Source organism: Bartonella sp. TT67HLJMS (assembly GCF_042193375.1).
GTDB lineage: Bacteria > Pseudomonadota > Alphaproteobacteria > Rhizobiales > Rhizobiaceae > Bartonella > Bartonella grahamii.
In genome coordinates this window covers 49,574-75,275 of record NZ_JBHILP010000008.1, presented here as the reverse complement: position 1 = coordinate 75,275, position 25,702 = coordinate 49,574, and the positions used below count along the sequence as shown (strand labels likewise).

19 protein-coding genes, 2 tRNA genes and 1 pseudogene are annotated in these 25,702 nt (G+C 36.0%); 7 read left to right on the top strand and 15 right to left on the bottom strand.

Annotated features, from left to right (window positions below; all coding sequences use genetic code 11):
* Positions 1–151: 151 nt before the first annotated feature.
* Positions 152–424: a hypothetical protein gene (locus ACFIJQ_RS06140; RefSeq protein ID WP_375629101.1), complete on the bottom strand. Its 273-nt coding sequence runs from the start codon at positions 422–424 to the stop codon at positions 152–154.
* Positions 418–2,793, bottom strand: a complete 2,376-nt coding sequence (locus ACFIJQ_RS06135; protein WP_375629098.1) for a mechanosensitive ion channel domain-containing protein — start codon at positions 2,791–2,793, stop codon at positions 418–420. Before ACFIJQ_RS06135 ends, ACFIJQ_RS06140 begins: the two co-directional genes overlap by 7 nt.
* 180 nt (positions 2,794–2,973) lie before the next feature.
* Between ACFIJQ_RS06135 and ACFIJQ_RS06130 the strand changes: the two genes are divergently transcribed.
* The 4 genes from ACFIJQ_RS06130 (at position 2,974) to ACFIJQ_RS06115 (ending at position 8,777) form a co-directional block, all read left to right on the top strand.
* A complete protein-coding gene (locus ACFIJQ_RS06130; protein ID WP_375629096.1) occupies positions 2,974–3,351 on the top strand; it encodes a hypothetical protein in 378 nt (125 codons plus the stop codon).
* 92 nt (positions 3,352–3,443) lie between these two features.
* Entirely contained in the window at positions 3,444–5,957 is a 2,514-nt protein-coding gene (secD, locus tag ACFIJQ_RS06125; RefSeq protein WP_375629093.1) for a protein translocase subunit SecD, read from the top strand.
* Between the two features lie 99 nt (positions 5,958–6,056).
* Complete coding sequence (gene ybaL / locus ACFIJQ_RS06120) at positions 6,057–7,799, top strand: YbaL family putative K(+) efflux transporter (protein WP_273788112.1); 1,743 nt, start codon at positions 6,057–6,059, stop codon at positions 7,797–7,799.
* A 24-nt stretch (positions 7,800–7,823) separates the two neighbouring features.
* Positions 7,824–8,777: a YbhN family protein gene (locus tag ACFIJQ_RS06115; RefSeq protein WP_273788113.1), complete on the top strand. Its 954-nt coding sequence runs from the start codon at positions 7,824–7,826 to the stop codon at positions 8,775–8,777.
* A 455-nt stretch (positions 8,778–9,232) separates the two neighbouring features.
* On the opposite strand, the gene ACFIJQ_RS06110 is transcribed toward ACFIJQ_RS06115, so the two are convergent.
* Positions 9,233–9,367 carry a hypothetical protein gene (locus tag ACFIJQ_RS06110; protein WP_273788114.1) on the bottom strand — a complete coding sequence of 45 codons (135 nt, stop codon included), beginning with the start codon at positions 9,365–9,367 and terminating at the stop codon, positions 9,233–9,235.
* A gap of 741 nt (positions 9,368–10,108) precedes the next feature.
* Positions 10,109–10,184, bottom strand: a tRNA-Lys gene (locus tag ACFIJQ_RS06105).
* Between the two features lie 437 nt (positions 10,185–10,621).
* Here ACFIJQ_RS06105 and ACFIJQ_RS06100 point away from each other — a divergent pair.
* Positions 10,622–12,190, top strand: coding sequence for a TerC family protein (locus ACFIJQ_RS06100; RefSeq protein ID WP_375629087.1), 1,569 nt, complete (start codon positions 10,622–10,624; stop codon positions 12,188–12,190).
* 513 nt (positions 12,191–12,703) lie between these two features.
* On the opposite strand, the gene ACFIJQ_RS06095 is transcribed toward ACFIJQ_RS06100, so the two are convergent.
* The 6 genes and pseudogenes from ACFIJQ_RS06095 to ACFIJQ_RS06070 all read right to left on the bottom strand — a co-directional run bounded on the left by ACFIJQ_RS06095 (position 12,704) and on the right by ACFIJQ_RS06070 (position 16,205).
* Complete coding sequence (locus tag ACFIJQ_RS06095) at positions 12,704–12,928, bottom strand: DUF6990 domain-containing protein (RefSeq protein WP_375629145.1); 225 nt, start codon at positions 12,926–12,928, stop codon at positions 12,704–12,706.
* Positions 12,929–13,139: 211 nt separating this feature from the next.
* Positions 13,140–13,385 (bottom strand): hypothetical protein, encoded by a 246-nt coding sequence (locus tag ACFIJQ_RS06090; RefSeq protein ID WP_375629084.1) that lies wholly within the window; start codon positions 13,383–13,385, stop codon positions 13,140–13,142.
* A 1,087-nt stretch (positions 13,386–14,472) separates the two neighbouring features.
* Positions 14,473–15,037, bottom strand: a pseudogene (locus ACFIJQ_RS06085) (hypothetical protein).
* A 122-nt stretch (positions 15,038–15,159) separates the two neighbouring features.
* Complete coding sequence (locus ACFIJQ_RS06080; protein WP_375629081.1) at positions 15,160–15,393, bottom strand: YbfB/YjiJ family MFS transporter; 234 nt, start codon at positions 15,391–15,393, stop codon at positions 15,160–15,162.
* Positions 15,311–15,580, bottom strand: coding sequence for a YbfB/YjiJ family MFS transporter (locus ACFIJQ_RS06075; protein ID WP_375629142.1), 270 nt, complete (start codon positions 15,578–15,580; stop codon positions 15,311–15,313). Before ACFIJQ_RS06075 ends, ACFIJQ_RS06080 begins: the two co-directional genes overlap by 83 nt.
* Before the next feature lie 548 nt (positions 15,581–16,128).
* Positions 16,129–16,205 (bottom strand) — tRNA-Arg (locus ACFIJQ_RS06070).
* A 262-nt stretch (positions 16,206–16,467) separates the two neighbouring features.
* Between ACFIJQ_RS06070 and ACFIJQ_RS06065 the strand changes: the two genes are divergently transcribed.
* Positions 16,468–17,241, top strand: coding sequence for an NAD kinase (locus ACFIJQ_RS06065; protein WP_012755068.1), 774 nt, complete (start codon positions 16,468–16,470; stop codon positions 17,239–17,241).
* Positions 17,242–17,387: 146 nt separating this feature from the next.
* Positions 17,388–18,791, top strand: coding sequence for a DEAD/DEAH box helicase (locus ACFIJQ_RS06060; RefSeq protein ID WP_273788120.1), 1,404 nt, complete (start codon positions 17,388–17,390; stop codon positions 18,789–18,791).
* 58 nt (positions 18,792–18,849) lie between these two features.
* Here ACFIJQ_RS06060 and gltX read toward each other — a convergent pair whose 3' ends face one another.
* The 5 genes from gltX to ACFIJQ_RS06035 all read right to left on the bottom strand — a co-directional run bounded on the left by gltX (position 18,850) and on the right by ACFIJQ_RS06035 (position 25,632).
* Entirely contained in the window at positions 18,850–20,223 is a 1,374-nt protein-coding gene (gltX, locus tag ACFIJQ_RS06055) for a glutamate--tRNA ligase (RefSeq protein WP_375629077.1), read from the bottom strand.
* A gap of 10 nt (positions 20,224–20,233) precedes the next feature.
* Complete coding sequence (locus tag ACFIJQ_RS06050) at positions 20,234–21,895, bottom strand: NAD+ synthase (RefSeq protein WP_375629074.1); 1,662 nt, start codon at positions 21,893–21,895, stop codon at positions 20,234–20,236.
* Between the two features lie 123 nt (positions 21,896–22,018).
* The gene (locus ACFIJQ_RS06045) at positions 22,019–23,398 is read right to left on the bottom strand and encodes a class II 3-deoxy-7-phosphoheptulonate synthase (RefSeq protein WP_273788123.1); all 1,380 of its coding nucleotides are present in this window, start codon (positions 23,396–23,398) and stop codon (positions 22,019–22,021) included.
* A gap of 68 nt (positions 23,399–23,466) precedes the next feature.
* Positions 23,467–24,858, bottom strand: coding sequence for a glutathione-disulfide reductase (gene gor / locus ACFIJQ_RS06040; protein WP_012755063.1), 1,392 nt, complete (start codon positions 24,856–24,858; stop codon positions 23,467–23,469).
* 204 nt (positions 24,859–25,062) lie between these two features.
* Entirely contained in the window at positions 25,063–25,632 is a 570-nt protein-coding gene (locus ACFIJQ_RS06035; RefSeq protein WP_273788124.1) for a DUF2059 domain-containing protein, read from the bottom strand.
* Between the last annotated feature and the right edge of the window lie 70 nt (positions 25,633–25,702).

Below are 25,702 nucleotides of genomic sequence, written 5' to 3'. Positions count from 1 at the left end.
TGCATACTGTAGATTCTATATAGTATAAAAATATACTTAATTTATACTAAAATCATACCTTTTTTCTACCATTTTTAAAGGATGAGATTATTAATACGACAATATCATTGTCCTTCTAAATCTTATCTCCAAATAAAAATTCTCAATCATTTTATTTAAAAATTGCTCTTCCCCGACTGATTTCTATATTATCATCTGCCTTTATTGCAAAACGGTCTTTATTAGGAAAAGTTATAAAACATCCCTTCATACAAATTGTAATTGTTTGATGAGTATTTAAAGAAACTTTTGAAGGTATACTTCCCTCGACAACAATGAGAGATTGTACCTTTAAATCTGTATTCTTCACTGTTGCGGCAAAAGCTGGTATGGTAAAAATATTCAACAGAATAACTGTACTCAAAGCATAAATATATTTCAGCATTCTAAGATTCCTTCCTCAGCAAAACGCTTATATAAGACAAATCGAAGAGCATTGGTCACATGAGAAGGTGAAGTAATATTAGGCACATAAATAGCTAAATTAAAGGAAAAACTCTTATGATCAAATGCTGTAAAACTCACCTGCGGGGTAGGATTTTTTAAAATGCCTTCTGTCGCAAAAGCAATCTCCAACAAAATTTCAGCAACATGCTCTGGAGCAACCTTAGATGATACTGTAACAGGTATATCAATTCGTCCTACTTTATTACGTCTAGTCCAATTACTAACGTTGTTATTAATAAGGCTTGAATTGGGAATAATAATCGTCTTACGCTGAATGGTTTCAAGTTCCGTTGCACGCACACTAATACGCTTAACAACACCACCTACTGCTCCAGATTCTATATAGTCTCCTATTTTAAATGGTCTTCCAACTAAAATAATAAGTCCAGAGACAAAGTTTTGGACAATATTCTGTAAACCAAAACCTATACCAAGTGAAAGTCCTCCAGCAATGAGAGCGAAATTTCTAAGATCCAAACCTGCCATTGACAATCCCGTCAAAGCAGACACAACAACGCCTCCATAACTTATCACTGTTTTGATAGAATTACGTATACCAGAATCGAACTCTCCATGAACCAACACCACACTATCTAACCAACCAATAAATCGGCGAATAAGAAACCAGCAAACACAAAAAGAAATAATTCCTGTTACAATAGAAATCAAAGAAAGAGTAATATTTCCAATCTGAAAACCGGTAACCAATTGCCATAATACTGCTTTCAAATCAGAATAGGAAAATCCAAACTGTACAGCAATTGGCATTGCACAAAATACAACAACAAATAAATTGAGAAAAACGCTCACAAAAACTCCCAATTGATTCATCGTTTTTTCTTCTAAATGAAACCTCTGCATCAAAAGATGACCAACCGTTGTTTTCATAAATTGGCCTTTAGTTCCAAGTGCTTGAGCGCTTTGTATTCCTAAATACATGAGAACTAAAAATGCTCCACCAATCATAATTTGCTGCATAATAAAACGTGCAAGACCAACATAACCTAAAAGATTCAACACAAAGAGCAGTAACCCCAAGCCAATAAGAGGAATGCGTATATAAAATGGCCAAAAGTATGGTTCTTTTTTTTCTCCTTGAAAACGCTTACGTCTAAATCGCAAAGGTACAAATGATATTATAAACAGCAATATCGCTACAAGAAAAACAGCAATAAAACTTTTAGCAATTGTCAAAGATAGAGGCGCTGAAATGATTTGATAAATACTATCAAGAACAGCATCAAATGCCAACACACCCGCTAAAGAAGTGAGTAAAATCACTAATTGATAAGCAGACGATGGTGCAATACTGAGAAGACGCGCATGGGGCATATTCGAAGATAAAAGAACAATTGCTAAGCGATTGATTAAAAATACTAAAATAATCTGACAACCTATCATATCAAAAACTGTTGTAAGCTTACCTAGATCTAAGTTAAAACTACGAAACAAAAACAACACAAGATAAACGCAAAAAGTACATATAAGCGAAGGTAAGAGAACTGAAATAAAGGCGATCAATAAGCGTTGTAAATAAGATATTTCCTCATTAGACTTCCTAAAGTGGCAATACACATGAACAAGAACTTTTCGAGAAAAATACGAAAGACCCAAAGTGATAAAAAGTGGAATTAAAAAGGAAAGAAATAGTTGTAATAACTTGAAATAAAATATAAAACTCCACCAAGAATTTAACAACAAAAGAAAATCGGATGAAGCCTCTTTTGTTTTTTGGGCGAGCTGTTGAACCATCGGAATCGAAAACTCAAGCCTATACGTAAGCGTGCGTTTAAAAAGCTCCCGAGATTGAGAAATAGAAAGTTCAGCTATTCTATTTGCCGCTAAGAAAATTTCTTCGAAACGAAGCATGATACTGTTAATTTTAGCTTTTTGCTCTATCAAGTAAGAATATTCTTTCACTGAGCTTTTCATTTTTTTTACGTCACGATGAAGCTCTGTTAATTGATCAAGAAGTGTATTAATCTCATTAAGAGGAGGACGCAAAACAAATGCTGCCTCAATAGCACGTTCACTGATATCTTGTGCACGTAACCGCAATTCTTCTAAAGAACGCTCATCTTCTGACTTTCTGTCAAAATCTCTTTTTAAAGTTTCACTATTTTCTTCAAGAGTCTCAATAATCAACTGTTGTTGTTGAATAATTTTATCAACTGAATAAGAATCTATTGTTTGTTCGACAATTGTATTTTGTGCACCCCTATTCCCCCATGCACCAGAATTAAATACAAAGATAATCCCCAAAAGAAGGAAAAGTATGTGGATGTTTTCTCTACAAAATGAATACATATCGACCTTATGCGCACAAAAAGGATTTTATCCCCCCCTCCTTAATATGGTATAAAGCAGATATTTTCAACTTTTGTAGAATAATCTTATAAAAGCTTTCCCTTATCCTATAATACTGATAATAAGAGAAAAGGATAATAAATAAGCTGAACTCAATAAGATTAAAGAAGGCACTCTAGCATGTGTTTTTTGCACCTCTATTGCAAAAAAGAAGATTTTCTTCCTTTGACAACTTGGATTTTTCTATCCAGTTTAGGTGTATTCTTGACGAGCAACCTAGGAACGCGTGCTTATTTAATCAAACAATCACACACCAATAATATCATTAAAACGAATAGATTTGATTTACACAATAAATGTAATCAGTTGAATGTTACCACAACTGAAAACAAAAAACTTGTAACACTCCATACAGAATCTATTTTTACGAGAACCTTTCAAAAAATCCTAACATTGGATTTCTTTTTAATAAAGATTCCAGCTATTGATACACGATTTCGTAGCGTTAAAACGCAATATTTCTCAAATAAACGCGCTCCTCCTAATGAACACACTTAAATTCTCTTCCTTGAATTATAAAACGATCATCTTATTTTACTTGTGCTTTTAACTTTGAATAACTGTTAGATTGCCTATTAGCGGAATATATCATGCGTACACCTGGTTGGTTAACTACCCTTTATTGTTTTATTCTTTTAAGCAGCATTTATGTTGCCTTGCCCAATTTATTTTCATACGAACAAGTTAAAAACTCGAAATTCTTACCCGACACCCGTGTAGCACTTGGTCTTGACCTTCAAGGAGGCTCTTCTCTCCTGCTCGAGGTTGATAGCAAAACGTTAAAACGCGATCAGTTACACATAGTTTTAGGCAGTGTACGCAATGTATTGCGTGAAAAACAAATCCGCACCTCAAGTGTGCGTATCGTTGAAGATAGCATTATTGCCCTTATTTCTGATCCATCGCAAACTGAAAAAGCACTCTCTGCTTTGAAAACATTAATAACCCCCATACACAGTAGCTTTGGTACAACAGAACATAACATCACGATCAGTGCTCAAAATGAAACTCTCCGCGTCACATTAACGGAAGCTGGTATAAAAGACCGTGTAAGCAATGCTATTGAACAAAGCTTAGAAATCATCCGTCGCCGTATAGATCAAGTTGGTGTTTCAGAACCAGCCATCCAAAAGGTCGGAAATGATCGTATTATGGTCCAATTGCCCGGACTACAAGATCCAAAACAACTACGTGATCTTTTAGGAACAACCGCTAAGATGAGTTTTCATCTTGTTCCTTCTAATGTGGACCCCAATAATCCCCCTATAGGTGTTTCTATTCTTCCTGGATATACTGATGCAACACAGCATTATGCAATTTATGATCAAATCGCTTTAGATGGAAATGTCCTGAAAGATGCCCGTGCAGGTTTTGACCCCCAAATACCAGGGCGTTCCATTATTTCATTTACTCTAGATTCCGCTGGTGCAAAAATATTTGCCGATATAACACGACAAAATATTAACCGTCCTTTTGCCATTGTTCTGGATAATAAGGTTTTAACCGCTCCTACCATCAATAGTGTCATTCCCAATGGACAAGGTCAAATTACAGGAAACTTTGACCCCAAAGAAGCCTCAACTCTGGCTGCTCTGCTTCGTGCCGGTTCCCTCCCCGCACCACTCACGGTCATTGAAGAGAGAACCGTAGGTCCAAATCTTGGTGCTGATGCCATCCAAATGGGACTTTACACCGGCATAATTGGCTTTATTCTTGTTGCAATTTTTATTTTTCTTCTCTACCGCATTTGGGGATTAATTGCCAATATAGCACTAGCTCTACACACGATTTTAACATTTGCTGCACTGAGTCTTTTGGGAGCTACGCTTACGCTACCTGGTATTGCTGGTATTATTTTAGGCATCGGTATTGCCGTTGATGCTAATATTCTCATCAATGAACGTATCCGTGAAGAAAGTCGAAAAGGTGTGAGTGCTTTTGCAGCCCTAGATCGTGGATTTAAACACGCTTTTGCAACCATTGTTGATGCAAATGTTACAGCAATTATAGCGACTGTCTTACTATTTTGGTTTGGCACCGGTCCCGTTCGTGGTTTTGCCGTAACAATGTTGCTTGGTATTATCATCTCCATGTTTACAAATATCACCATTGTACGCATCATCATGATTTGGATCGTTCGTAAATGGAAAATTAAAAAATTGCATATTCACTCTGCTTTCAACATCATGCCAGAAAACACAACTTTCCACTTTATGAAAGCACGTTTCATTGGTATTGGCGTCTCAATTGTTTTATCAATGGCTTCAGTCTTTCTCTTTTTTAAGCCTGGATTGAACTTCGGAATTGATTTCATTGGCGGAAGCCAAATGAGTATTACCACGGAAGCACCAGCAGATCTAGCAACTCTGCGTTCCAAGCTTTCTACTCTTAATATTGGTGAAGTTACCTTGCAAAATATTGATAACGAAAACACCGTATTAATTCGCATGCAGAAACAAAGCGGTAGCGAAGCACAACAAACCATCGCCATTGATAAGGTCAAAACAGCTGTACAAAATATCTATCCCGATACCACATTCGATCAAATAGAAGTTGTTGGTCCCAAAATTTCAGGCGAGCTTGCCACAGCTGCTTTTACTGCTGTTATCCTTGCGGCTATTGCCATGTCTCTCTATATATGGTTACGCTTCGAATGGTTCTTTGCTATTGGAGCAATTATCACTCTCATTCTAGACACCACAAAAATGATTGGCTTTTTTGCTTTATTTCAATTTGATTTTAATTTAACGGCTATCGCTGCACTCTTAACAATTGTTGGATATTCTATAAATGATAAAGTTGTCGTCTATGATAGGATGCGCGAAAATATGCGTCTTTATAAAAAAATGCCGTTGCGCGAGCTGATTGATCTGTCAATTAATCAGGTTCTTGTACGTTGTTTTTTTACATCAGCCACAACAATTCTTGCTATGCTCCCCATGGCGATATGGGGTGGAAGTGCTGTTCATAATTTTGCATTGCCCATGGTCTTTGGGATTATTATTGCAACATCATCCTCTATCTTTATTGCTGCTCCTATTTTACTCCTGCTAGGGAATTGGTGGCGTGAGCGAAATAATCGTGCAAATACCAAAGTGAAATGAAAATGCCCTTTAATACGTATGATACATTTCGCTTCTCTTCTCATAGAAATATAGTCATTTTCATTCATTCGCTTTTTGATCAAGAATAGTAAATAATCCATGCTCCACGACACACCACTTATCACAACTATTGTTGCAGGTTTATGTTTAGCATTTCTCTTAGGAATGATTGCTAGCCGTTTGCGTATTTCACCACTTGTAGGCTATTTGTTAGCCGGTGTTATTGTGGGACCCAATACAGGCGGATTTAAAATAGATTCCGTCATCATTAATCAACTTGCTGAAATTGGTATTATTTTGCTGATGTTTGGTGTTGGGCTCCACTTTTCATTAAAAGATCTTTTATCTGTCAAAGCTATTGCTGTCCCCGCTGCTATTGCACAAATGGCATTTTCTACTTTTCTAGGTTTGTGCCTTGGTTTGATTATGGGATGGGGCTTCAGTGGTAGTTTGATCTTCGGCCTTGCTTTATCCATAGCAAGTACTGTTATCCTTCTACGTGCTTTGCAAGAGCGTCATCTTATTGAAACAGAAAAAGGACGCATTGCCGTTGGATGGTTGATTATTGAGGATTTAGCAATGGTCCTTATACTTGTCCTCATTCCTTCCTTGGCAAGTGCCCTCAGCAATACCAAAAAAGAAGCGTTGGATCCTCTTGTTCAATGGTTGGATTTAAGTATTTGGGGTATTTTTGGTCTCACCATCCTGAAAGTGATTGTATTTATTGCACTTATGCTCGTCATTGGGCGACGCGTTATCCCATGGCTTTTAAAAATGAGCGCACAATCGGGATCACGTGAATTATTTCGTCTTAGCGTTTTTGCTATTGCATTAGGAGTAGCTTTCGGAGCTGCTCATTTATTTGGTGTTTCTCTTTCTCTTGGTGCTTTTTTTGCTGGTATGGTCATGAGCGAATCAGAATTAAGCCACCGTGCCGCGGAAGAATCTTTACCACTACGCGATGCCTTTTCTGTTCTCTTTTTTGTTTCTGTAGGCATGTTATTTGACCCAGAGAAACTCTTAACTCATTTTTTTCCTCTCTTAGCAACCTTATTCATTATCGTAATCGGAAAATCTGCTGTTGCCTTTTTCATCGTTAAGGCTTTTCGCTATTCTAATGCAACAGCTTTGACTATTTCTGCAAGCCTTGCCCAAATCGGAGAATTTTCCTTTATCCTTGCTGGTTTAAGTTTAAGCTTAGGACTTTTAAACAATGACGCTCATGATTTAATTCTTGGAGGAGCAATTTTTTCTATTTTGCTCAATCCTCTTGTTTTCATTGCCTGTAATAAAATTAAAAAACGTCTAGAAAAAAATTCTGCATCTTCACAAAATGCCCAAACAATTATTGATATTGATCCACAAGATCCTGACCAAGATTTTTTACCGATGACCTTAAAAAATAACCATATCGTAATTATTGGCTATGGTCGTATTGGTAAATGTGTTGCATTATCTTTAATAAATAGAGGTAACCCTGTAGTGATCGTAGAAGAATCAAAACGCCTCTCTGATAAAGCGATTGCAGATGGCTTTGAGGCTATTTGCGGTAATATCATTCAACAAGAAATAATGAACGCAGCAAATATAAATAATGCACATAAAGTTGTTATTACAATGCGAAGCACCATTGAAGTAGGAGAATGTATCGTGAATATACGTGATATGAAGAAAGATATCCAGATAATCACACATGCATTATCCGACACAGAAACAGCATATCTCATTGATTTAGGTGCTGATGTTGTAGTAACGGATGATGAAGAAGTTGCCAATGGCATTATGGAGTATATAACGGAACGAAGATCTGTACAGAATGTGCTCAATCATGAAAATTTATAGAAAACATAAAATGGATAAAGAATCGTGAAAATAAAGCAATTTATATGGCCCTTGATTGGTATCTTAGCAATGCTGATATCTATTCGGATTCTTTATATGAAACTCTCTGCCATTTCATTTGGGGATGTATTGGAGCGCTTGAGCGATTTAAATGCACAGCACTGGTTACTAGCCTGTTTATGTTCCCTCCTAGCTTATGCTGCTCTTGCTGGATATGATCGAATTGCCTTACAACATCTAGGCCATAAAATTTCTTGGATTTTTATCGCTATATGTTCATTTACAACCTACGCTCTTTCACACAATATCGGTGCTTCAGTTTTTTCTGGTGCCGTTGTGCGCTATCGCGCCTATAAAATGAAAGGATTAAGCGGAACAGAAATCGCAATATTAGTAGGTTTTTGCTCTTTTACTTTTGTAATCGGCACAATCTTACTTTTGGGAATCGTTTTGGTGCTGCAACCCGAAATTATCACCCTCATTCATAAAGAACTTCCTGAATGGCTAGGGACAACGAGTGGAGCAATTTTACTCAGCTGTATAGCACTTTATACGTTTGGCAGCTGGCTTCAGTTAAAACCCTTACGCTTGGGTAAGAAAATTCAACTTTCCTATCCACGGTTGAAAATTGTTATTCAACAGCTTCTCATTAGCCCTCTAGAGCTTTTAGGAGCAGCAGGAATTATATATGCTGTTCTCCCACACAACGCAGATATTCATTTTATCTCTGTTCTTGGTGTTTTCCTAGCATCTTTTACAATAACTCTTCTCTCCAATGCTCCAGCAGGAGGAGTAGGAGTTCTTGAAGCTCTCTTCATAACAGGCATGCCCAATATAAATCCAACCGATGTTATTGCAGCACTTATTGTCTTTAGAATGTTTTATTTGATTATACCGCTCATCATTTCATTATTTGTGGTCGCCATTTTTGAAGCGCATCAATATTGGAAAAGAACCTCCAAAACACCACCTGAATAAATAAAAAGCTATCAGCGACTTCTTTTTTGTGTGCCTATAAAGATTATCATCCATGCTAAATTCGATTGTATATGTAAATTAATACAAACATTAATTGTATTAATCTTTTTTATATTGAAACTTGAAGGTCCCCTTTTATAAGAATCTTACTTTACAAAAAGCATAGAAATATTTATCTATTTTCCTTCAAAAAAACTCCCATAGACTTGAATATTAAAAGGACTATTTCATTATGTAATCGATTTGTATGTTGGATAAAACACATCATTGCAAAAAACAAATGCTCAAATTAAAAACCTCTATCTGAAAATAACTTTATTTTATTATTAAAAAAAGAAAAAGTATATAAATCAAGAATACTTAACCCTTTTAATAAAAGAATTTTTCCTAAACGATCATAATAAAAATACAAGGAAAAACTTTACGAAATTTTCATCTCTCAGTGCTCTTCCCCATTACACAGTAACACCCGTAAAAGCCATTGTTGCATCATCATCTTTATACTTAATAAAAGAGAAAGCCTGTGCCATTATACTATTTTTCCAATGTTGTGATAACTTTTGACGCTTAAGAACGTTAATAAGTATCATTTTTATGCTTTTCTTCAATAGTCTTTATCCACACGTTAATCTCATTTATAATGCAAAAGTAATAATTTTAATTAATTCATTATAAATCAATATATTATAATGATTCTGAGCAGCTTTCTTAATGTTTATCTTTTTAGCGGTTAAGCTAACGGGAAAACAGCATAACGTAACTGCACGGTTTAATATTTTAGAACTTGAATCCTTATTAAAGCTTATTTTCTATCGTTTAGCAGGTATTAGCTTTAAACTATTAAACTGATCTAATTTTATTCCTGTTATGTCCAGCTAATTACTTTGTTTTATTTTGATTCACCCTCTTGGAATACTGATGATTATTACAGAGATTTTTTGTTTAAGCGGGAGAGTTATCAAAAAATATCCACGCTGCTGACACAACTAAAATGTAAAGTCTCTTCTATCTTTAAACAATATGCCAAAAATCCAAAAAATTTTAGTCAATTTATATTAAAAGAAGTGAAAACTCTTGATTTTTATACCCCTTTAAATAACACAATTGTCGGTAAGAAACTTCTCCTTACCAATTGCGATTAAAAAAAAAGAAACAACATTAAAAGATCTTTAAGCCCCCTAAAAGTACAAAACCTGATGACTAAGCTATATCAACAATCTTTACTTTTACACAAACGCATATGGGAAAATCCTACTTCCCAATTTTATTTAGCAACTCGTATTTTAAAAAAATTTACGCAATCAATACGTTATTTATGGTATCAAATCAAATGGTGGGTGATGAGGGGATCGAACCCACGACCCGCTGATTAAGAGTCAGCTGCTCTACCGACTGAGCTAATCACCCATAAGCTTCCCGAAAGATGAGAATGAGCGTTTCTATAACGCTCCTAAGGATGGATGTCCAGATATTTTGTTGTTTGTTATATAGACTCATTGTCTGTAAGGTTAAAAATATGATATTCACCACTTGATCTTATATAAAAATAAACCCATTATAGGAAGCTTTATAAATAAATGTTCTGATTGTTATACAGAACCTACAGTTGGAGGATTATCGAGCATAATGCCCGAGCAAAATTTAGAGGAACCTTCTTGTGGTTGTAAGCGGGATGGGGCATCATTTTGTTTTATCAATAATCACATGCATTCAAGCAATATTTTGCTGTTGTTTTCGTTGAATATAAATTTTTTTACATTCAATGTTCATGATCCAATATACGAATAAAAGCCTATGAATTTTTTTTGTCAATCGCGCGCTTTTAAGCTTCTAAAAGGTAAGGAATGATGGAATGGATCACTGATCCCCATGCGTGGTTTGGTTTGATCACGCTGGTTTTTCTCGAAATTGTTTTAGGAATAGATAACCTTATCTTTATTGCAATTTTAGCTGAAAAATTGCCACTGCGTTTGCGTGACCGCGCACGCTTTCTAGGTCTTACTTTAGCACTAATTATGCGGCTCTTCCTTCTTACAGTTATCGGATGGGTTATGAGACTCGATAGGGTAATTCTTTCATTTTCATCTTTTGTCTTTAGTTGGCATAGCTTTATTTTAATCGGTGGTGGAGCCTTTTTGCTAGCAAAGGGAACGCTAGAATTACATGAAAGGTTAGAAGGGGTATCACATGAAAGAAAAACAGGCGTTGCTTATGCTGTTTTTTGGCAAGTAATTGTTCAAATCGTGGTGCTGGATGCCGTTTTTTCACTAGACAGTATTATTACCGCGACAGGTATGATTGCAAAAGAGCAGGCAACAGTTATGTATATCGCAGTCATAGCTGCTATGGGAGTAATGATGTGCGGATCTGGTGTTCTTATGCGTTTTATTAATCGTCATCCCACTATTGTAATCCTCTGTCTTGGTTTTTTGATGATGATTGGTTTCACTCTCATTGTTGAAGGATTTGGTTTTCATATTCCCAAAGGGTATTTGTATGCTGCTATTGGTTTTTCTGTTCTCATCGAAGCTTTTAATCAAATTGGACGTCGTAACCGTGAAAAAATGATTAAAACAAATGATCTACGCAGTAGAACAGCTGATGCTGTTTTGAGGCTCTTAGGAGGAGGAAGTAAAGATAGTCATCTTGCTGAGACTGTAGATGTTATTGCTGAACAGGCTGCAGCTTCTGAGTTGTTTAGACCAGAAGAAAAGGAGATGATTCGTGGTGTTCTCGATTTAGCTGATCGCCCTGTTCGCTCTATCATGTCGCCGCGTAATGAGATTGAGTGGTTAGATTTAAATGCTGATGAAAATGAAATGCGTGAAGAATTACAAAAGGTTAAACATAGCCGCTTAATTCTTGCGCGTGAAAAAGTAGATGAATTTGTTGGCGTTGCGTTGACAAAAGATCTTCTTTTGAATTTGGCTGAGGGGAAAAAAATTAATTGGAAAAAAGCTATGCGAGAACCCCTCGTTGTTCATGAAAATACAAGTGTTTTACGATTGATGGAGCAATTACGTCATTCTTCGATTCAGCTTGCAATTATTGTTGATGAGCATGGATCTTTTGAAGGAATTGCAACACCAACCGATATTCTTGAAGCTATTGCAGGAGACTTTCCTGATGACGACGAAGAACTCATGATCGCAGAACAACTTGAAAATGGCAGTCTTCTTGTCGAGGGATATGCTGATATCCGCCGTTTAAGTGGTTACCTTGGGCGTAACCTTGTGGATGAAGCAGATCGTTATACGACTCTGGCAGGCTTTATGCTTTGGCAGTTTGGTCATTTACCAAATGAGGGAGAAAGTTTTGAAACTGATGGTTTACACTTTAAAGTGATTGAAATGGAACGCCGAAACATATCTAAAATCCTTATTTCTCCAATTGTCTTACCAGAAAAAAGCTAATTCTTTTTATAAGCAAAATGAATAAAAAGATTTTTTTATGATTAAAAATTGAAAAGAATAAGAAGTTGATGACTTAATTGCATTTCATTATTTTTATATTTTTTAAGCGTAAAGTAATGAACATACAAAAGTTATGTTATCAATAAACTTTCTATTATAAAAATTTTCATTGATGATTTACAAAAAGCTGTAAGAGAAAAAATGATGCAAAATTATTTGTCAATGGTCATTAATCTCAAAAATTATGAATATATACAACATTTTGATTTATAATAATTATTTATTATAACATTAGCTTCACATCAAGAAATCATCTTTCAAACATCAGATTTCCGCCAATGGATAGAACTCCGCCATTGTTGGGTTCACTCAACTGATAATGGCAGCGTTAAACTAGACTCTGGTTCCTATAATTTTTTGAGATCTTCTTGATATTTCTTATCTTTTGTTTCGATAAATTTAGCTATTTTTTTCCTTCCAAGAATAAAGCTCCACCTCTCTGGAAAGCTCTTATTAAGAACTTTGTTTTTCTTCCACATGGCTCATATTTTTTGCTACTTTTGCAATTAAAGTGTAGCTGAGTTTCTTAGATTTCACCACTTCTTTGGCTAAAGCCAATGCACGTTCAAGATGAGTCTTTTGGGTATTTTTATCAACGCCTAAATGATCCCCTGCACTGAAACTTTGATAATAAGATTGTAAGGTTGCAACATCACCCAATAAAGCCAGTGCACCAATATGAAGTAGCTATAATCTGCATCATCTATCTTGATAACCTTATATGCCTCAACTTCACTCTTTTGCCAAGGTAGTGCTCCATATCTGGAACAAAAGCATTCATGAAGATCAATTTTTTTCCATCACCCATTTCAAGACATAATCAAGCTCTAATTTCAACCAATCCGCATATATTTCTTCTTCATAAACTCTCAACCACTTTTTATCAAAGTCAAATTTTAAATCTTGTAAGTGCTGAGAATTGATAGGAGTCAATTACCATGCAGGCAGCAGCTAAAATACCAGTACTAATCGAAAATCCAACATCAAATTGCGGATAACCTTTGATAATTGCGTCATTATAAAGAACTTGTACTTCACGATCTGGTAGTTGATAACGTGCTGAATAATTATCTACCTCCTTAATTTTCTCAACAGACCAATCAAGATTTTTGAAGAGCGCTGTTGCACTCTCCATGGCTAAAAAATTCTTTGCTCTACCTCAAAAAAGGTTGTATCTATATCAAAAGTCAAAAGCGAAGCAGCTTTCTGCAAATAAAATTGATAACGCCGTATAAGAGAAGAATCTTATCAATAAGGTCTTTGGTGATTTCTTTTGCAACGTCTAAACGAGATGAAATCTTATCATAAAAAACAAACAACAAAGTCAATAGTTTGTGTGAAATTATTTTATATGAATTCCATTTAGAATTCACACTTTATACGTGATTCAATTGACCATTTTTTATAAACAATTGCCATGTATGAATAGACTATAAAAAGCAAATTATGATACAAGTGTTATAAGGCATGTAAACATTCAAATGAAGTAAAAAGCAGCTATCATTCATAACAGTTCATAAATTTTATGATACGTTTTTATCACACACAAATCGCATTGTTAAAAACGTAATCGTTTGAAATTATCGATAACATAAATTGCATGCGCTTAAAGAATAGTATGGGTTTTACTTTTTTTTTGAGCGAAACCTTAAAAGAAATAATCATTTGAAGCTATCATAAGATAGATTTTAATTCATTAAGAACACATAAAAGGATTTAAAGACAAGTCGATTTTAAAGCGCCGCTTACTAAAAAGTTAGTAAATGACAAGCTGGCATTATATAAATACTATCATCACAACAGATAATAAAATTGATAATGTTATGTCTTATGAAATCAAAAGTCTTTTAATGATATAATGCAAGCAAACAAGCAAAAAACGTTTTAAAAGAGGCATTTTGATAATGTGCTTTGTTTCAAATGCTCCCTCAAAAATGAAGGCGTTATTCTTAATACGTTTTATAACCATAAACAAAGTGTTTATAGGTTCTGTAATTCAAATGAGTGATTAAAAATCATACCTGTCATTTATGTTCCTTTTGATAAGTTTTAATCAATAAAATAGAACGCTTGCAATATGATACGTTGTATATATGCATTCATTATTGATTTCTTTTGTATGATCTGTAGCACCTCTATTTAAAAGCCGCGTCATATCAATTGACACAGCTTTCTTTTATGACAGGTTTTTATAGCCATCAAAAAGGCGCTCCCCACGCCTGTCATTTATTCTGTTTATCAATCTTGACAACATTATCACTTTCATAAACCTCACAATTTATGGGAACCGAATATAAATCGCTATGTCTTTTTATTCTTGCATTGCCATATACATTACCTCTAATCACGAAATAACCAGAGATCTTGGCATTGCCATAAACTTTGCCATACTAACAACAGCATGATCATAAACCTCGGCATTGCTACGAATAGGTACACTACCGGATAATTTTGCATTTCCATAAACCCGCGCATAATGATAAACTCAAACGTTATAAGAAAGATGAGCATTGTCATAAATATGAGCACCAAAATACACGCGGGTTTTATCACATATAAGGGCATTGCCATACACATAGCCACCAATGGCAGCATTGCCATTGCCCCTTGCATTTTCATAAACACGACCAGATTTTACAACACAGGCATTATCAGCAACCCAGCAATTGCCATCATGAGAGAGATTGCTTTCATTTTCAATAAAACCATCTAGATCGCTTTTTTTACATCACCAAAATCTTTTAAAGCACAAATGCAATATAATATATGACCAGTCACGAAATCCATTTGATTGGTCAATTCATATTTTGGGGATGTTTTTTCTTATTAACAGGAGCGATTTCATTTGCAATGGAATAAATAACGGGGATGTTTTTTGATATTGTTGTCATAATTAAACCTGTATGTTTTTAAAAATTTTGAACAAACATTAAGCCGACTTCAAACCAAATATTTGTCGCATCAAGCGTCCTGTTCAAACTAATAATAACATATTCATTACCTAGTAGAATACCAACTCCTACACCTGCATAAAGCGAAGCAATAATCCGCCTATTATGGCTATACTGCATGACCATAATAGAACCCAAAACCATCATTGCTACACTCGCAACACCAGAAGCAAATCGGATCAAAAGGACCAAGTGTTAACGCCATGGAAATAATAAGTGCACTCATTACTATAGCTGCACAAAATAGCATGTGAGGAGCAAGAGATATATTCCCAATTCTGCCAAACGTAAAGAACATACTCCCAACTAAATAACCACCATAATTAGCGCTAGCTATATAAAAAGGTTGATTAAAGGTAAACAACCCCTCATCCAACATAACTGGCAATATTGGTGTATAAAGAAATCACCCGATACCCATTCTCAAAACCATAAGAACCATACCGAATACAGCGTTTTGAAATAATTCAAATCTTGACGATTATTTTTATCCCTATTATTATTCCTTTAACTGGTGATATTTCTCATCCGCGTTCCATTTCACCATAACAGCCTTTAGCTCCAAAAATAGAATAAAAGCAAATTTAGCTATCTATTTTAATGCTCAAAACAATATATTTAGCGATCTACTGTCAAAATTGCCAGATCAATTATACAATAACATATTGAATTAATATGTATTTTTATGTTATAAATGTTTATATTTAAATTGAAAGCATATTTAGATAATCTTGCTTTTTTATCTCGATATTCAAAATGACTAACCGAAAAGTTATATACGCAATCGTAAATTTTACTTCTCTTAAAATCATTTTCTTATTCGCTATAAAACTTAATAAACAACTCAAATGACCATTTTCATAAAAGAGGAAATTGGCTTCTTTTTAGGTAATATTGTTATTTAGGATAATATGAAGTTGAAGAATTTGGTGCACCCGACAGAATTCGAATCTGTGACCTCTGCCTTCGGAGGGCAGCGCTCTATCCAGCTGAGCTACGGGTGCTTCAAACTGATTATTAAAATCAGTTATGGTCTTTTAACCAATCATACTCTTAGCTTCAATGCTAAATTATCATTTTAATAAAAAATTACTTGTTTGTAACTTATCTAACAACGCACTCCTCTTACTTTTCAATGATACTTTACCTTGAAATAACTTCTCTTTATTCAATGCTCTTTTTATTATAAAAAGAGCTTTTGTTACAACTTCAAAACTCTCAAAAATAAATTACAACATACATTATAAATATCAGGATAATTTTTTAATGACTACATTACCAAGTCGCTTTCATTTTATTTCCGCAGAAACTGAGGACGCTATCAAAGCTACCCATAAATTAATTTCTGTTTATGGTCATTCTTCTCTGGAAGAAACTGATATTGTTGTTGCAATCGGTGGTGATGGGACAATGTTACAAACCGTACGAGACGTCATGAACACAGGCAAACCTATTTATGGCATGAATCAAGGTTCCGTAGGATTTCTTATGAATGAATTTCATGAAAAAAAATTGCCCAATCGTATTGCTGTCGCACATAAAAAAGAAATTCATCCCCTACGCATGATTGCAAAATCTGAATGTCAAGATTCTATCGAGGCGCTTGCAATTAATGAAGTATCCCTCTTTCGGCAATCTTATCAAGCCGCAAAAATTCGCATCACCATTGATAACAACGTACGCATGGAACAATTAAGTTGTGATGGTGTTCTCGTCGCTACACCAGCTGGATCGACCGCCTATAATTTATCAGCACAAGGACCTATCTTACCTCTTATGGCCCCCCTTATGGCCCTCACTCCCGTTAGTCCTTTTCGCCCTCGGCGTTGGCATGGAGCTTTGCTTCCCAATACAGTAATAGTGCGCTTTGATATGCTTGAACCTGACAAACGCCCTGTCAACGCTGCTGCAGATAATATTGAAGTTAAATCTGTTCATTCAGTTACTATTTCAATGGCAACAGAAGTAACAGCTTCAATCCTTTTTGACTCAAATCATTCATGGGATGAGCGCATTTTATCAGAACAATTTCGCTATTAATGATTGTATTATGCGTTTTATATGTATATGATTGTTATAGTTAGTTTTTTTGTGAAAACATCTTAACACTTTTTAAGAGTGTAGAATATTGGTTATAATCATCATTTAGATAGCGCAGTTAAAATCACAGAGCAATTGATAAAAAAATGATACCATCTTTAAACAGTTTTGATGATTTAGGTCTTTCCGCAAAGGTTATTAATGCGGTGAAATCAGCGGGATATACAACTCCAACACCTATTCAAAGTGAAACAATTCCGCATGTCCTTCAAAGAAAAGACGTTTTAGGAATCGCCCAAACGGGAACAGGTAAAACCGCCTCTTTCGTATTGCCTATGCTCACTCTCCTTGAAAAAGGTCGTGCAAGAGCACGAATGCCCCGTACGCTCATCTTAGAACCAACACGGGAAATTGCAGCTCAAGTTGAAGAAAATTTCGATAAATACGGAATAAATCATCGTTTAAATGTTGCTCTTTTGATTGGTGGAGTTTCTTTTGAACTCCAAGATCGCAAACTTGAACGGGGAGCTGATGTTCTTATCGCAACGCCAGGACGCCTTCTTGATCATTGCGAGCGCGGTAAACTGCTCCTGATGGGTGTTGAAATCCTTGTTATTGATGAAGCTGATCGCATGTTGGATATGGGCTTTATTCCTGATATTGAACGCATCTGTAAGCTAACTCCTTTTACGCGTCAAACTTTGTTCTTTTCTGCAACAATGGCACCAGAAATTACAAAATTAACGAAACAATTTTTACATTCTCCTGTATCTGTTGAAGTTACAAAAGCATCCTCAACCGCAACCACAATTACACAGAGGCTCGTCAAATCTGGAAGTAAGTCATGGGATAAAAGAGCTGTTTTGCGAGAACTTATTCATAATGAAGGTGCAGAGCTTCAAAATGCAATCATTTTCTGTAATCGAAAGAGAGATATCTCTGAACTTTTTAGATCGCTCATCAAACATAACTTTAATGTAGGGGCACTTCATGGAGATATGGACCAATATTCGCGCATGAACACCCTAGCTGATTTTAAAAATAATAAACTTACACTTCTTGTTGCTTCTGATGTTGCTGCCCGTGGACTCGATATTCCAGCTGTAAGTCATGTCTTTAACTATGATGTTCCTACACATGCTGAAGACTATATCCATCGAATTGGTCGTACAGGGCGTGCAAATCGTAGCGGAAAAGCTTTTACAATTGTCACAAAAGCTGATCAAAAATATATCAATGCCATTGAGGAAATGAGTAATGAAAAAATTGAATGGCTCAATGGAGATCTCTCAACTTTAATAGTCGATGATCAAACAGAAGATATTGTTGTAAAGAAAAAATCTTCAAAATCATCAAAGAAAACTGCTCCCAAAGAGCCTGTTGCTCACACTAAAAAATCTGTAGAAGAGAATAAAACAGAATATATCAAAAATGCAAATAATAAAGAGAAACCCTCTGAGCACCAACGCCCACGAAAAAATAAGAATTACACGCCCCTTGGATTTGGTGATGATATTCCTGCTTTCATGCTTATAAAAACGTGTAAATAAATCCGTTCTTTACTCTCTTTAAGAGTGAAATGAACGAAATGCTTTAAAAAAGCCGCTCTTATTTCCTAGAGAGTCTTTCTGCTACCTTTTCACGCCCTAAAAGCTGCAAAATTTTTCCCATTTCAGGTCCATGATCCATGCCTGTAAGTGCCTGACGTAATGGCATAAATAAAGCTTTTCCTTTTCGACCTGTTTTTTCTTTTAATGCTGTTGTCCAAATTTTCCAACTTTCCTCCTTCAAAGCACCTTCAGGTAAGAAATCGAGTGATTGGCGCACAAAAGCACGATCCTCTAGTGCCACTGTATCAAAATTCTGTTCATCATGAATGATTTTCCACCACAAAACAGCATCATTGACTTTATTAATATTGCTTCTTATCGCGTTCCAGAAATATTCCGCCTTATCTCCCTCAATAGAAAGTTTTTTAAGGCGCATTTTTACTTCCTCATAGGTTAACTCATGGACAAGATGACTATTCAAAGCAAGAAGATCAGCAATATCAAATTTTGCAACGGATCTTGACGTATCTTGGAGATTAAAATGCTCTAAAAGCGCTGCTTGATTAGGATAGGGATGCACATTTTGCGATGTCCCAATCAAAACGGCAAGGCATTGAACAGCTATAGATTCAAATCCTTCTTCCCGTAGAGAACGAATAGAAAGATCATTATTACGTTTTGAAAATCCTTTTCCTAAAACTGTCGCCAATAAATTGGTATGAGCAAAAACCGGTAATTCTGCATTAAGAGCTTTAAAAATAGCAATTTGAGCGCCTGTATTTGTAATATGATCATCCCCACGAATAATATGCGTAATAGCCATATCTACATCATCAACAATAGAGGGCAATGTATAAAGATAGCTTCCATCTTCACGAATAAGAACAGGATCTGAAAGAGAAGCCAAATCAATCGTCTGCTTTCCCTTTATTGCATCATTCCAGCAAACTTCTGTTCGCTTTGTTTGTAAAGGATCACTTTCAAAATTAGGAAGAAGAAAACGCCAATGGGGTTTACGACCTTGAGATTCAAAGTTTTTTTTCTCTTCTGCTGTCAATTTTAATGCTGCACGGTTATAAATAGGAGGCAATTTGCGTGAAAGCTGGATTTTACGACGTCGCTCTAATTCTTCTGCAGTCTCATAACAGGGATAAAGAAGCCCGCGTTGTTTGAGAATTTCCGCAACTTCATCATATCGATTAAATCGCTTAGATTGGTAATAAATTGAATCTGGTTGAATACCAAGCCATTCAAGGTCAACAGCAATAGCATCGATATATTCTTGTTTAGAACGTTCAACATCTGTATCATCATAGCGCAAAATAAATGCTCCATTATGCGCTTGCGCATAAAGCCAATTGAAAAGCGCAATACGGATATTGCCAATATGAATATAACCTGTTGGAGAGGGAGCAAAACGAACTTTAACCATAAAATAATACTCAATTTTTATCGCGAAAATGATTGACTATGGGATAGCGACGATCGCGTCCGAAACTCTTGTAACTGATTTTTACACCGGGTGCAGATTGTCGTCTTTTATATTCGGCACCATAAAGAAGCTGTTCAACTTTCTCAACAGTTTCCCGTGAATGCCCACGTTTAATAATATCACAAATACTCATGTCATTTTCTACAAGAGATTGCAAGATATCATCTAGAATAGGATAAGGCGGAAGAGAATCTTCATCTTTTTGATTTTCCCGCAGCTCTGCAGAAGGCGCTTTTTCTATAATATTGGATGGAATGACAATTCCTTCTGGTCCTTTCAAATTGTGCAAGTGATTTTTATTGCGCCACTCAGCTAATGCATAAACCTGCATTTTATAAATATCTTTAAGAGGATTAAACCCGCCATTCATATCACCATACAGTGTCGCATATCCTACAGCCATTTCCGACTTATTGCCTGTCGTTACCACCAATGAACCGAATTTATTTGAAAGAGCCATTAAAAGTGTACCGCGTATACGACTTTGAAGATTTTCTTCTGTTATATCAGGGGGTAAGCCTAAAAAAACTGGCGCCATTGTCTTTAAAAAAGCTTCAACAGGTTGCTCAATCGGTATTATTTCATAATGACATCCTAGAAGTTGTGCACATTCTTTAGCATCTTTTAACGATTCTTGTGAAGTATAGTGATAAGGCATCATAATGGTGCGAACTCTCTCAGAGCCAAGAGCATCCACCGCCATTGCCGTACACAGGGCTGAATCAATTCCTCCTGAAAGACCAAGAATAACATCCTTAAAGCGATTTTTATTAACGTAATCTCTCAAACCTAAAACACAAGCTTGATAATCGGCCGCTAATCCATTGAGAAGACTTTCATTAGGACCTGAAATACAGTGCCATCCCGTCGTTATTTTTTGCCAATGGCTTAAAGCAATATGGCTATCAAAGTGCTTCATTTGAAATATCTTTTTTCCTTCTTCATTCAAGGCAAAAGACCCACCATCAAAAACGAGCTCATCTTGACCACCAACTTGATTAGCATAAATAATTGGTACCCCAGATCGTAGAGCTTGCGTATGAACAACATCTATACGTTTTAAGGTTTTATTACGATAGTAGGGAGATCCGTTAAGGACAAGAATAATTTCCGCTCCTTTATTACCAAGCTCCGCACAAAGTGAAGAATCATTCCAAATATCTTCACAAATCACTATTCCTAGTCCTACCCCACGATAGATAAGAGGCTCAGGTCGTGGGCCTGAAGAAAATAAACGCTTTTCATCAAATTCAGCATAATTAGGTAGATCAAACTTCAAACTTTCGGCAATGACTCGCCCTTCATCAAGAAGCATGACACCGTTGTAAATATTGCCATTGCGTCTTAATGGAAGACCAATGACAATTCCTGGTCCGCCTACGGTTATCTTTGCTAATTTCTTAACAGTCTCTTCACATGTTTTTGTAAAAGCAGGTTTTAGAACAAGATCTTCCGGCGGATAAGCGCTTATAAAAAGTTCCGTGAATAAAACAAGATCAGCCCCCTCTTCTTTGGCCTTTTGATGTGCCATGACAGCTAAAGAAAAATTCCCCTCAATATCACCAACAATAGGATTTAATTGGGCAATTGATACCCGAAAATCATTTTTCATAAGCCTTTGTATCATTTCATCAGTTTAGCAACCACAACTTTATTCTTCATCATCAGGAAATATCACTTTTTTAAAAATTCTCTTCTGCCATAATGACCTAAAAGTATATTAGGAAATTTTTTCCTACCCACCAGCAGCAATTCCTAACGAATCAGTCACACGATTTTTTTTAAGGAGTTCAGCAACAAGAAAAGCCAATTCTAACGCTTGATCTGCGTTTAACCGTGGATCACATTGCGTATGATAACGATCAGATAAATCGTCTACAGAAATAGCATGCGCCCCTCCTGTACATTCAGTAACATCACGACCTGTCATCTCGATATGGATGCCTCCTGGATAAGTTCCCTCTCCATGATGTACTGCAAAAAAATTCTCTACTTCTTTTAAAACATAATCAAAAGGACGCGTCTTATAACCATTGGCAGTAATCGTATTGCCATGCATTGGATCACATGACCATATAACCGCACGCTTCTCACGTTCAACGGCACGGATGAGTTTAGGCAGATAATTTTCAACTTTATCATACCCAAAACGCGTAATGAGAGTAAGCCGCCCCAGCTCGTTTTCTGGATTTAAAATATCAATTAATTTTAAAAGCTCATCAGGTTCAATGGAAGGACCACATTTTAATCCTATAGGATTTTTAATGCCGCGACAATATTCAACGTGAGCATGGTCAATCTGACGTGTACGGTCACCAATCCATAACATATGACCGGATGTTGCATACCAATTTCCTGAAGTTGAATCAATCCGAGTCAAAGCCTCTTCATAACCAAGCAAAAGTGCTTCATGACTGGTATAAAAAGATGTTTCACGCAATGAAGAATGTGTTTTGGATGTAATCCCTATAGAACGCATAAAATCAATTGCTTCAGAAATACGCTCTGCCAATAATTCATAACGTTCCCCCTGCGGACTGTTAGAAACAAAACTCAACATCCATGTGTGTACATTTTCTAAATTAGCATAGCCACCTTGTGAAAAAGCACGCAATAGATTAAGTGTTGCCGCAGATTGGCGATAAGCCATAGACATTCGTTGCGGATCTGGAATACGAGAATCGGCTTCAAACTCAATGCCATTAATAATATCCCCCCGATAAGCAGGAAATTCAACTCCCTCTTTGCTTTCGATATCAGAAGAGCGGGGCTTTGCAAATTGACCAGCAATACGACCAATTTTAACAACCGGTTTAGAACTACCAAAGGTTAAAACAATCGCCATTTGCAAAAATACACGAAAAAAATCACGGATATTATCAGCTTCATGTTCTGCAAAGCTTTCGGCACAATCACCACCTTGCAATAAAAAAGCTTGTCCTTTTGCAACAGCTGCTAATTCATTTTTTAAATCACGTGCTTCACCGGCAAAAACTAAAGGAGGATAACTTCTCAGTTTTCGTTCAACATCTTCTAACATAGACTTATCCGGATAAGTCGGAACTTGTTTAATTGGCCTTGTTCTCCAAGAGTCAGGTGCCCATTCTTTTATCATTACACTCTCTCTAAAGATTAATCTTACAGATTGGCATATCAAAAGCTTTTTACCGCAATATATGCTGTTTAACTTTCTATTTTCTTCCCATTTTCATATATATAACTTGGTTTATACATCGTTACCAATTCTTCTGCCATCGTTGGATGCACTGCCATCGTTTCATCAAAGATATCTTTCGTCAGCTTTCCTTTGAGAGCTATCCCAATAAGCTGTGCCATCTCACCAGCGTTTTCCCCTAAAATATGAGCGCCCACAACAATACGGCTTTCACCATCAACAATGAGTTTCATAAGCATTTTCTCTGAACTATCAGAAAGAACATTACGCATAGGACGAAAAACTGTACGATAAATTTCAAGACGCTTATAACGACGTACCGCATCTTCTTCTGAAAGACCAACTGTTCCAATCTCTGGCTGAGAAAAAACTGCCGTCGTAATTAAATCATAATCAGGTGTCGTGGGAATATTCTCAAACGCAGTCTTCACGAAACACATTGCATCATGAATCGCAACAGGTGTTAATTGAATATGACCTGTTACATCACCAACAGCCCAAATGTGGGGTACATTCGTTGTCATTCTTTCATCAACAACAACTGCACCAAATTCATCCACTTGAACACCTGCTCGCTCAAGTCTTAAACCTGTTGTATTTGGTACACGCCCCGTAGCCAACATAATCTGATCGGCACTAATCGTTTGCCCATTTGATAAAATAACTTCATAACAATTTTCTGCAGCCTGCACTTTAGAAATTGTTACACCATAGAGAATAGAAATCCCTTTTTCAGTCATTTCATCGCTGAGCAATTGCCGCAAATCATGATCAAAACCACGAAGGATTAAATCACCACGATGGAGCAGCGTTGTTTTTACACCTAATTCATGAAAAATATTAGCAAATTCAACACCTATATACCCTCCACCAACAATGACTATTGATTTTGGGAGTTGATCAAGGTCAAAAATCTCATTAGAAGTGAGGCAAAATCCACCGCCTTCTATGGAAGTATTTGGTGCAACTTTTGCCCCTGTTGCAATCAAAATTTTTTCTGCACTTACCCGCTCACCCGTGGCAGAAAGCTCTAATGTGTGATCATCTACAAAAGTAGCACGACTTTCATAAATATGCACATTGTTATTCTCTAATCCCTTACGATATAGCCCTTCTAACCTTGATATTTCTTTATTTTTAGCTGCAACCAACTTTTCCCAACTAAAAATTGGATCCGCATATTTCCACCCAAAACCGACACTTTTCTTAAATTCTTTTACATATTGTGATGCATAAACATAAAGTTTTTTGGGAACACAACCACGAATAACACAAGTGCCCCCTATCCGATATTCCTCTGCTATAGCAACACGCTTACCGAGTCCTCCAGCAAGCCGTGCTGCACGCACTCCACCAGAACCACTTCCAATAACAAATAAATCAAAGTCAAAAGAGCCCACGAATTATTCCTTCTTATGTATCTGCAAGAATAGGCTAAGATCATTTATTATCAAATGAAAGTCTTTTTTCTTTTGAAGAAGCATTTTTTTATAAAGCCGTATTCTAAAAAGACCTACTCTCATTAAAATATTAAAAACGGCGGGAAAACCGCCGCTATTTAAAAAATCAGAAATTGCCCAGTGGTTGTCATGATATTAATCAAGCTATTTTTTATTTTCTGAAGATTCTGATTTTATAGGCATATTTGTAGGCACAGTAGAATTATTCAAATTAAGTATTTCAGACATTTCTTTTTTCACATTTTCTACAAGATCCCGCATAAGCGCAGAACGCCATACATCAAATGCTGAATAAGAATCACGTGCGATATTGGGAACTTCTGTCAAAAACTTTTTACCGGTATCAGAACTGTAGAATGCTGTTATTGCATCAAGCTCTTTTTGAGTAAAATATTTTGCATATACATGAGCAATCTCTTTTTCTAGATCAGAGCGCCTTTTAATTAAAGCAAGCGCCTGCTTATCAACAATATCAGAAATAGCCTCTGCCAAATTTGGATCATCCCTCATCAGTGCAGTTTTAAGATCATCTACTGCATTTGGTAAAAAACTATCAAACTGATCTGTTGCGTGAATGGCACTTATAGCTTTTCTAGCTGAAGCTAAATGTTGATCGCTCACACCTTGTGCATAAGCCATTCCAATATTCACAATAAAAATAGCAATTGCACCAAAATATACGACAAAACGCTGAAAAGAAAATATTATTCTCATTTAATGATTACCCCGATCGCTAATTATAATTTTAATTCGTTTTCTATCTAAAATCTTTAAGATCTTTTTT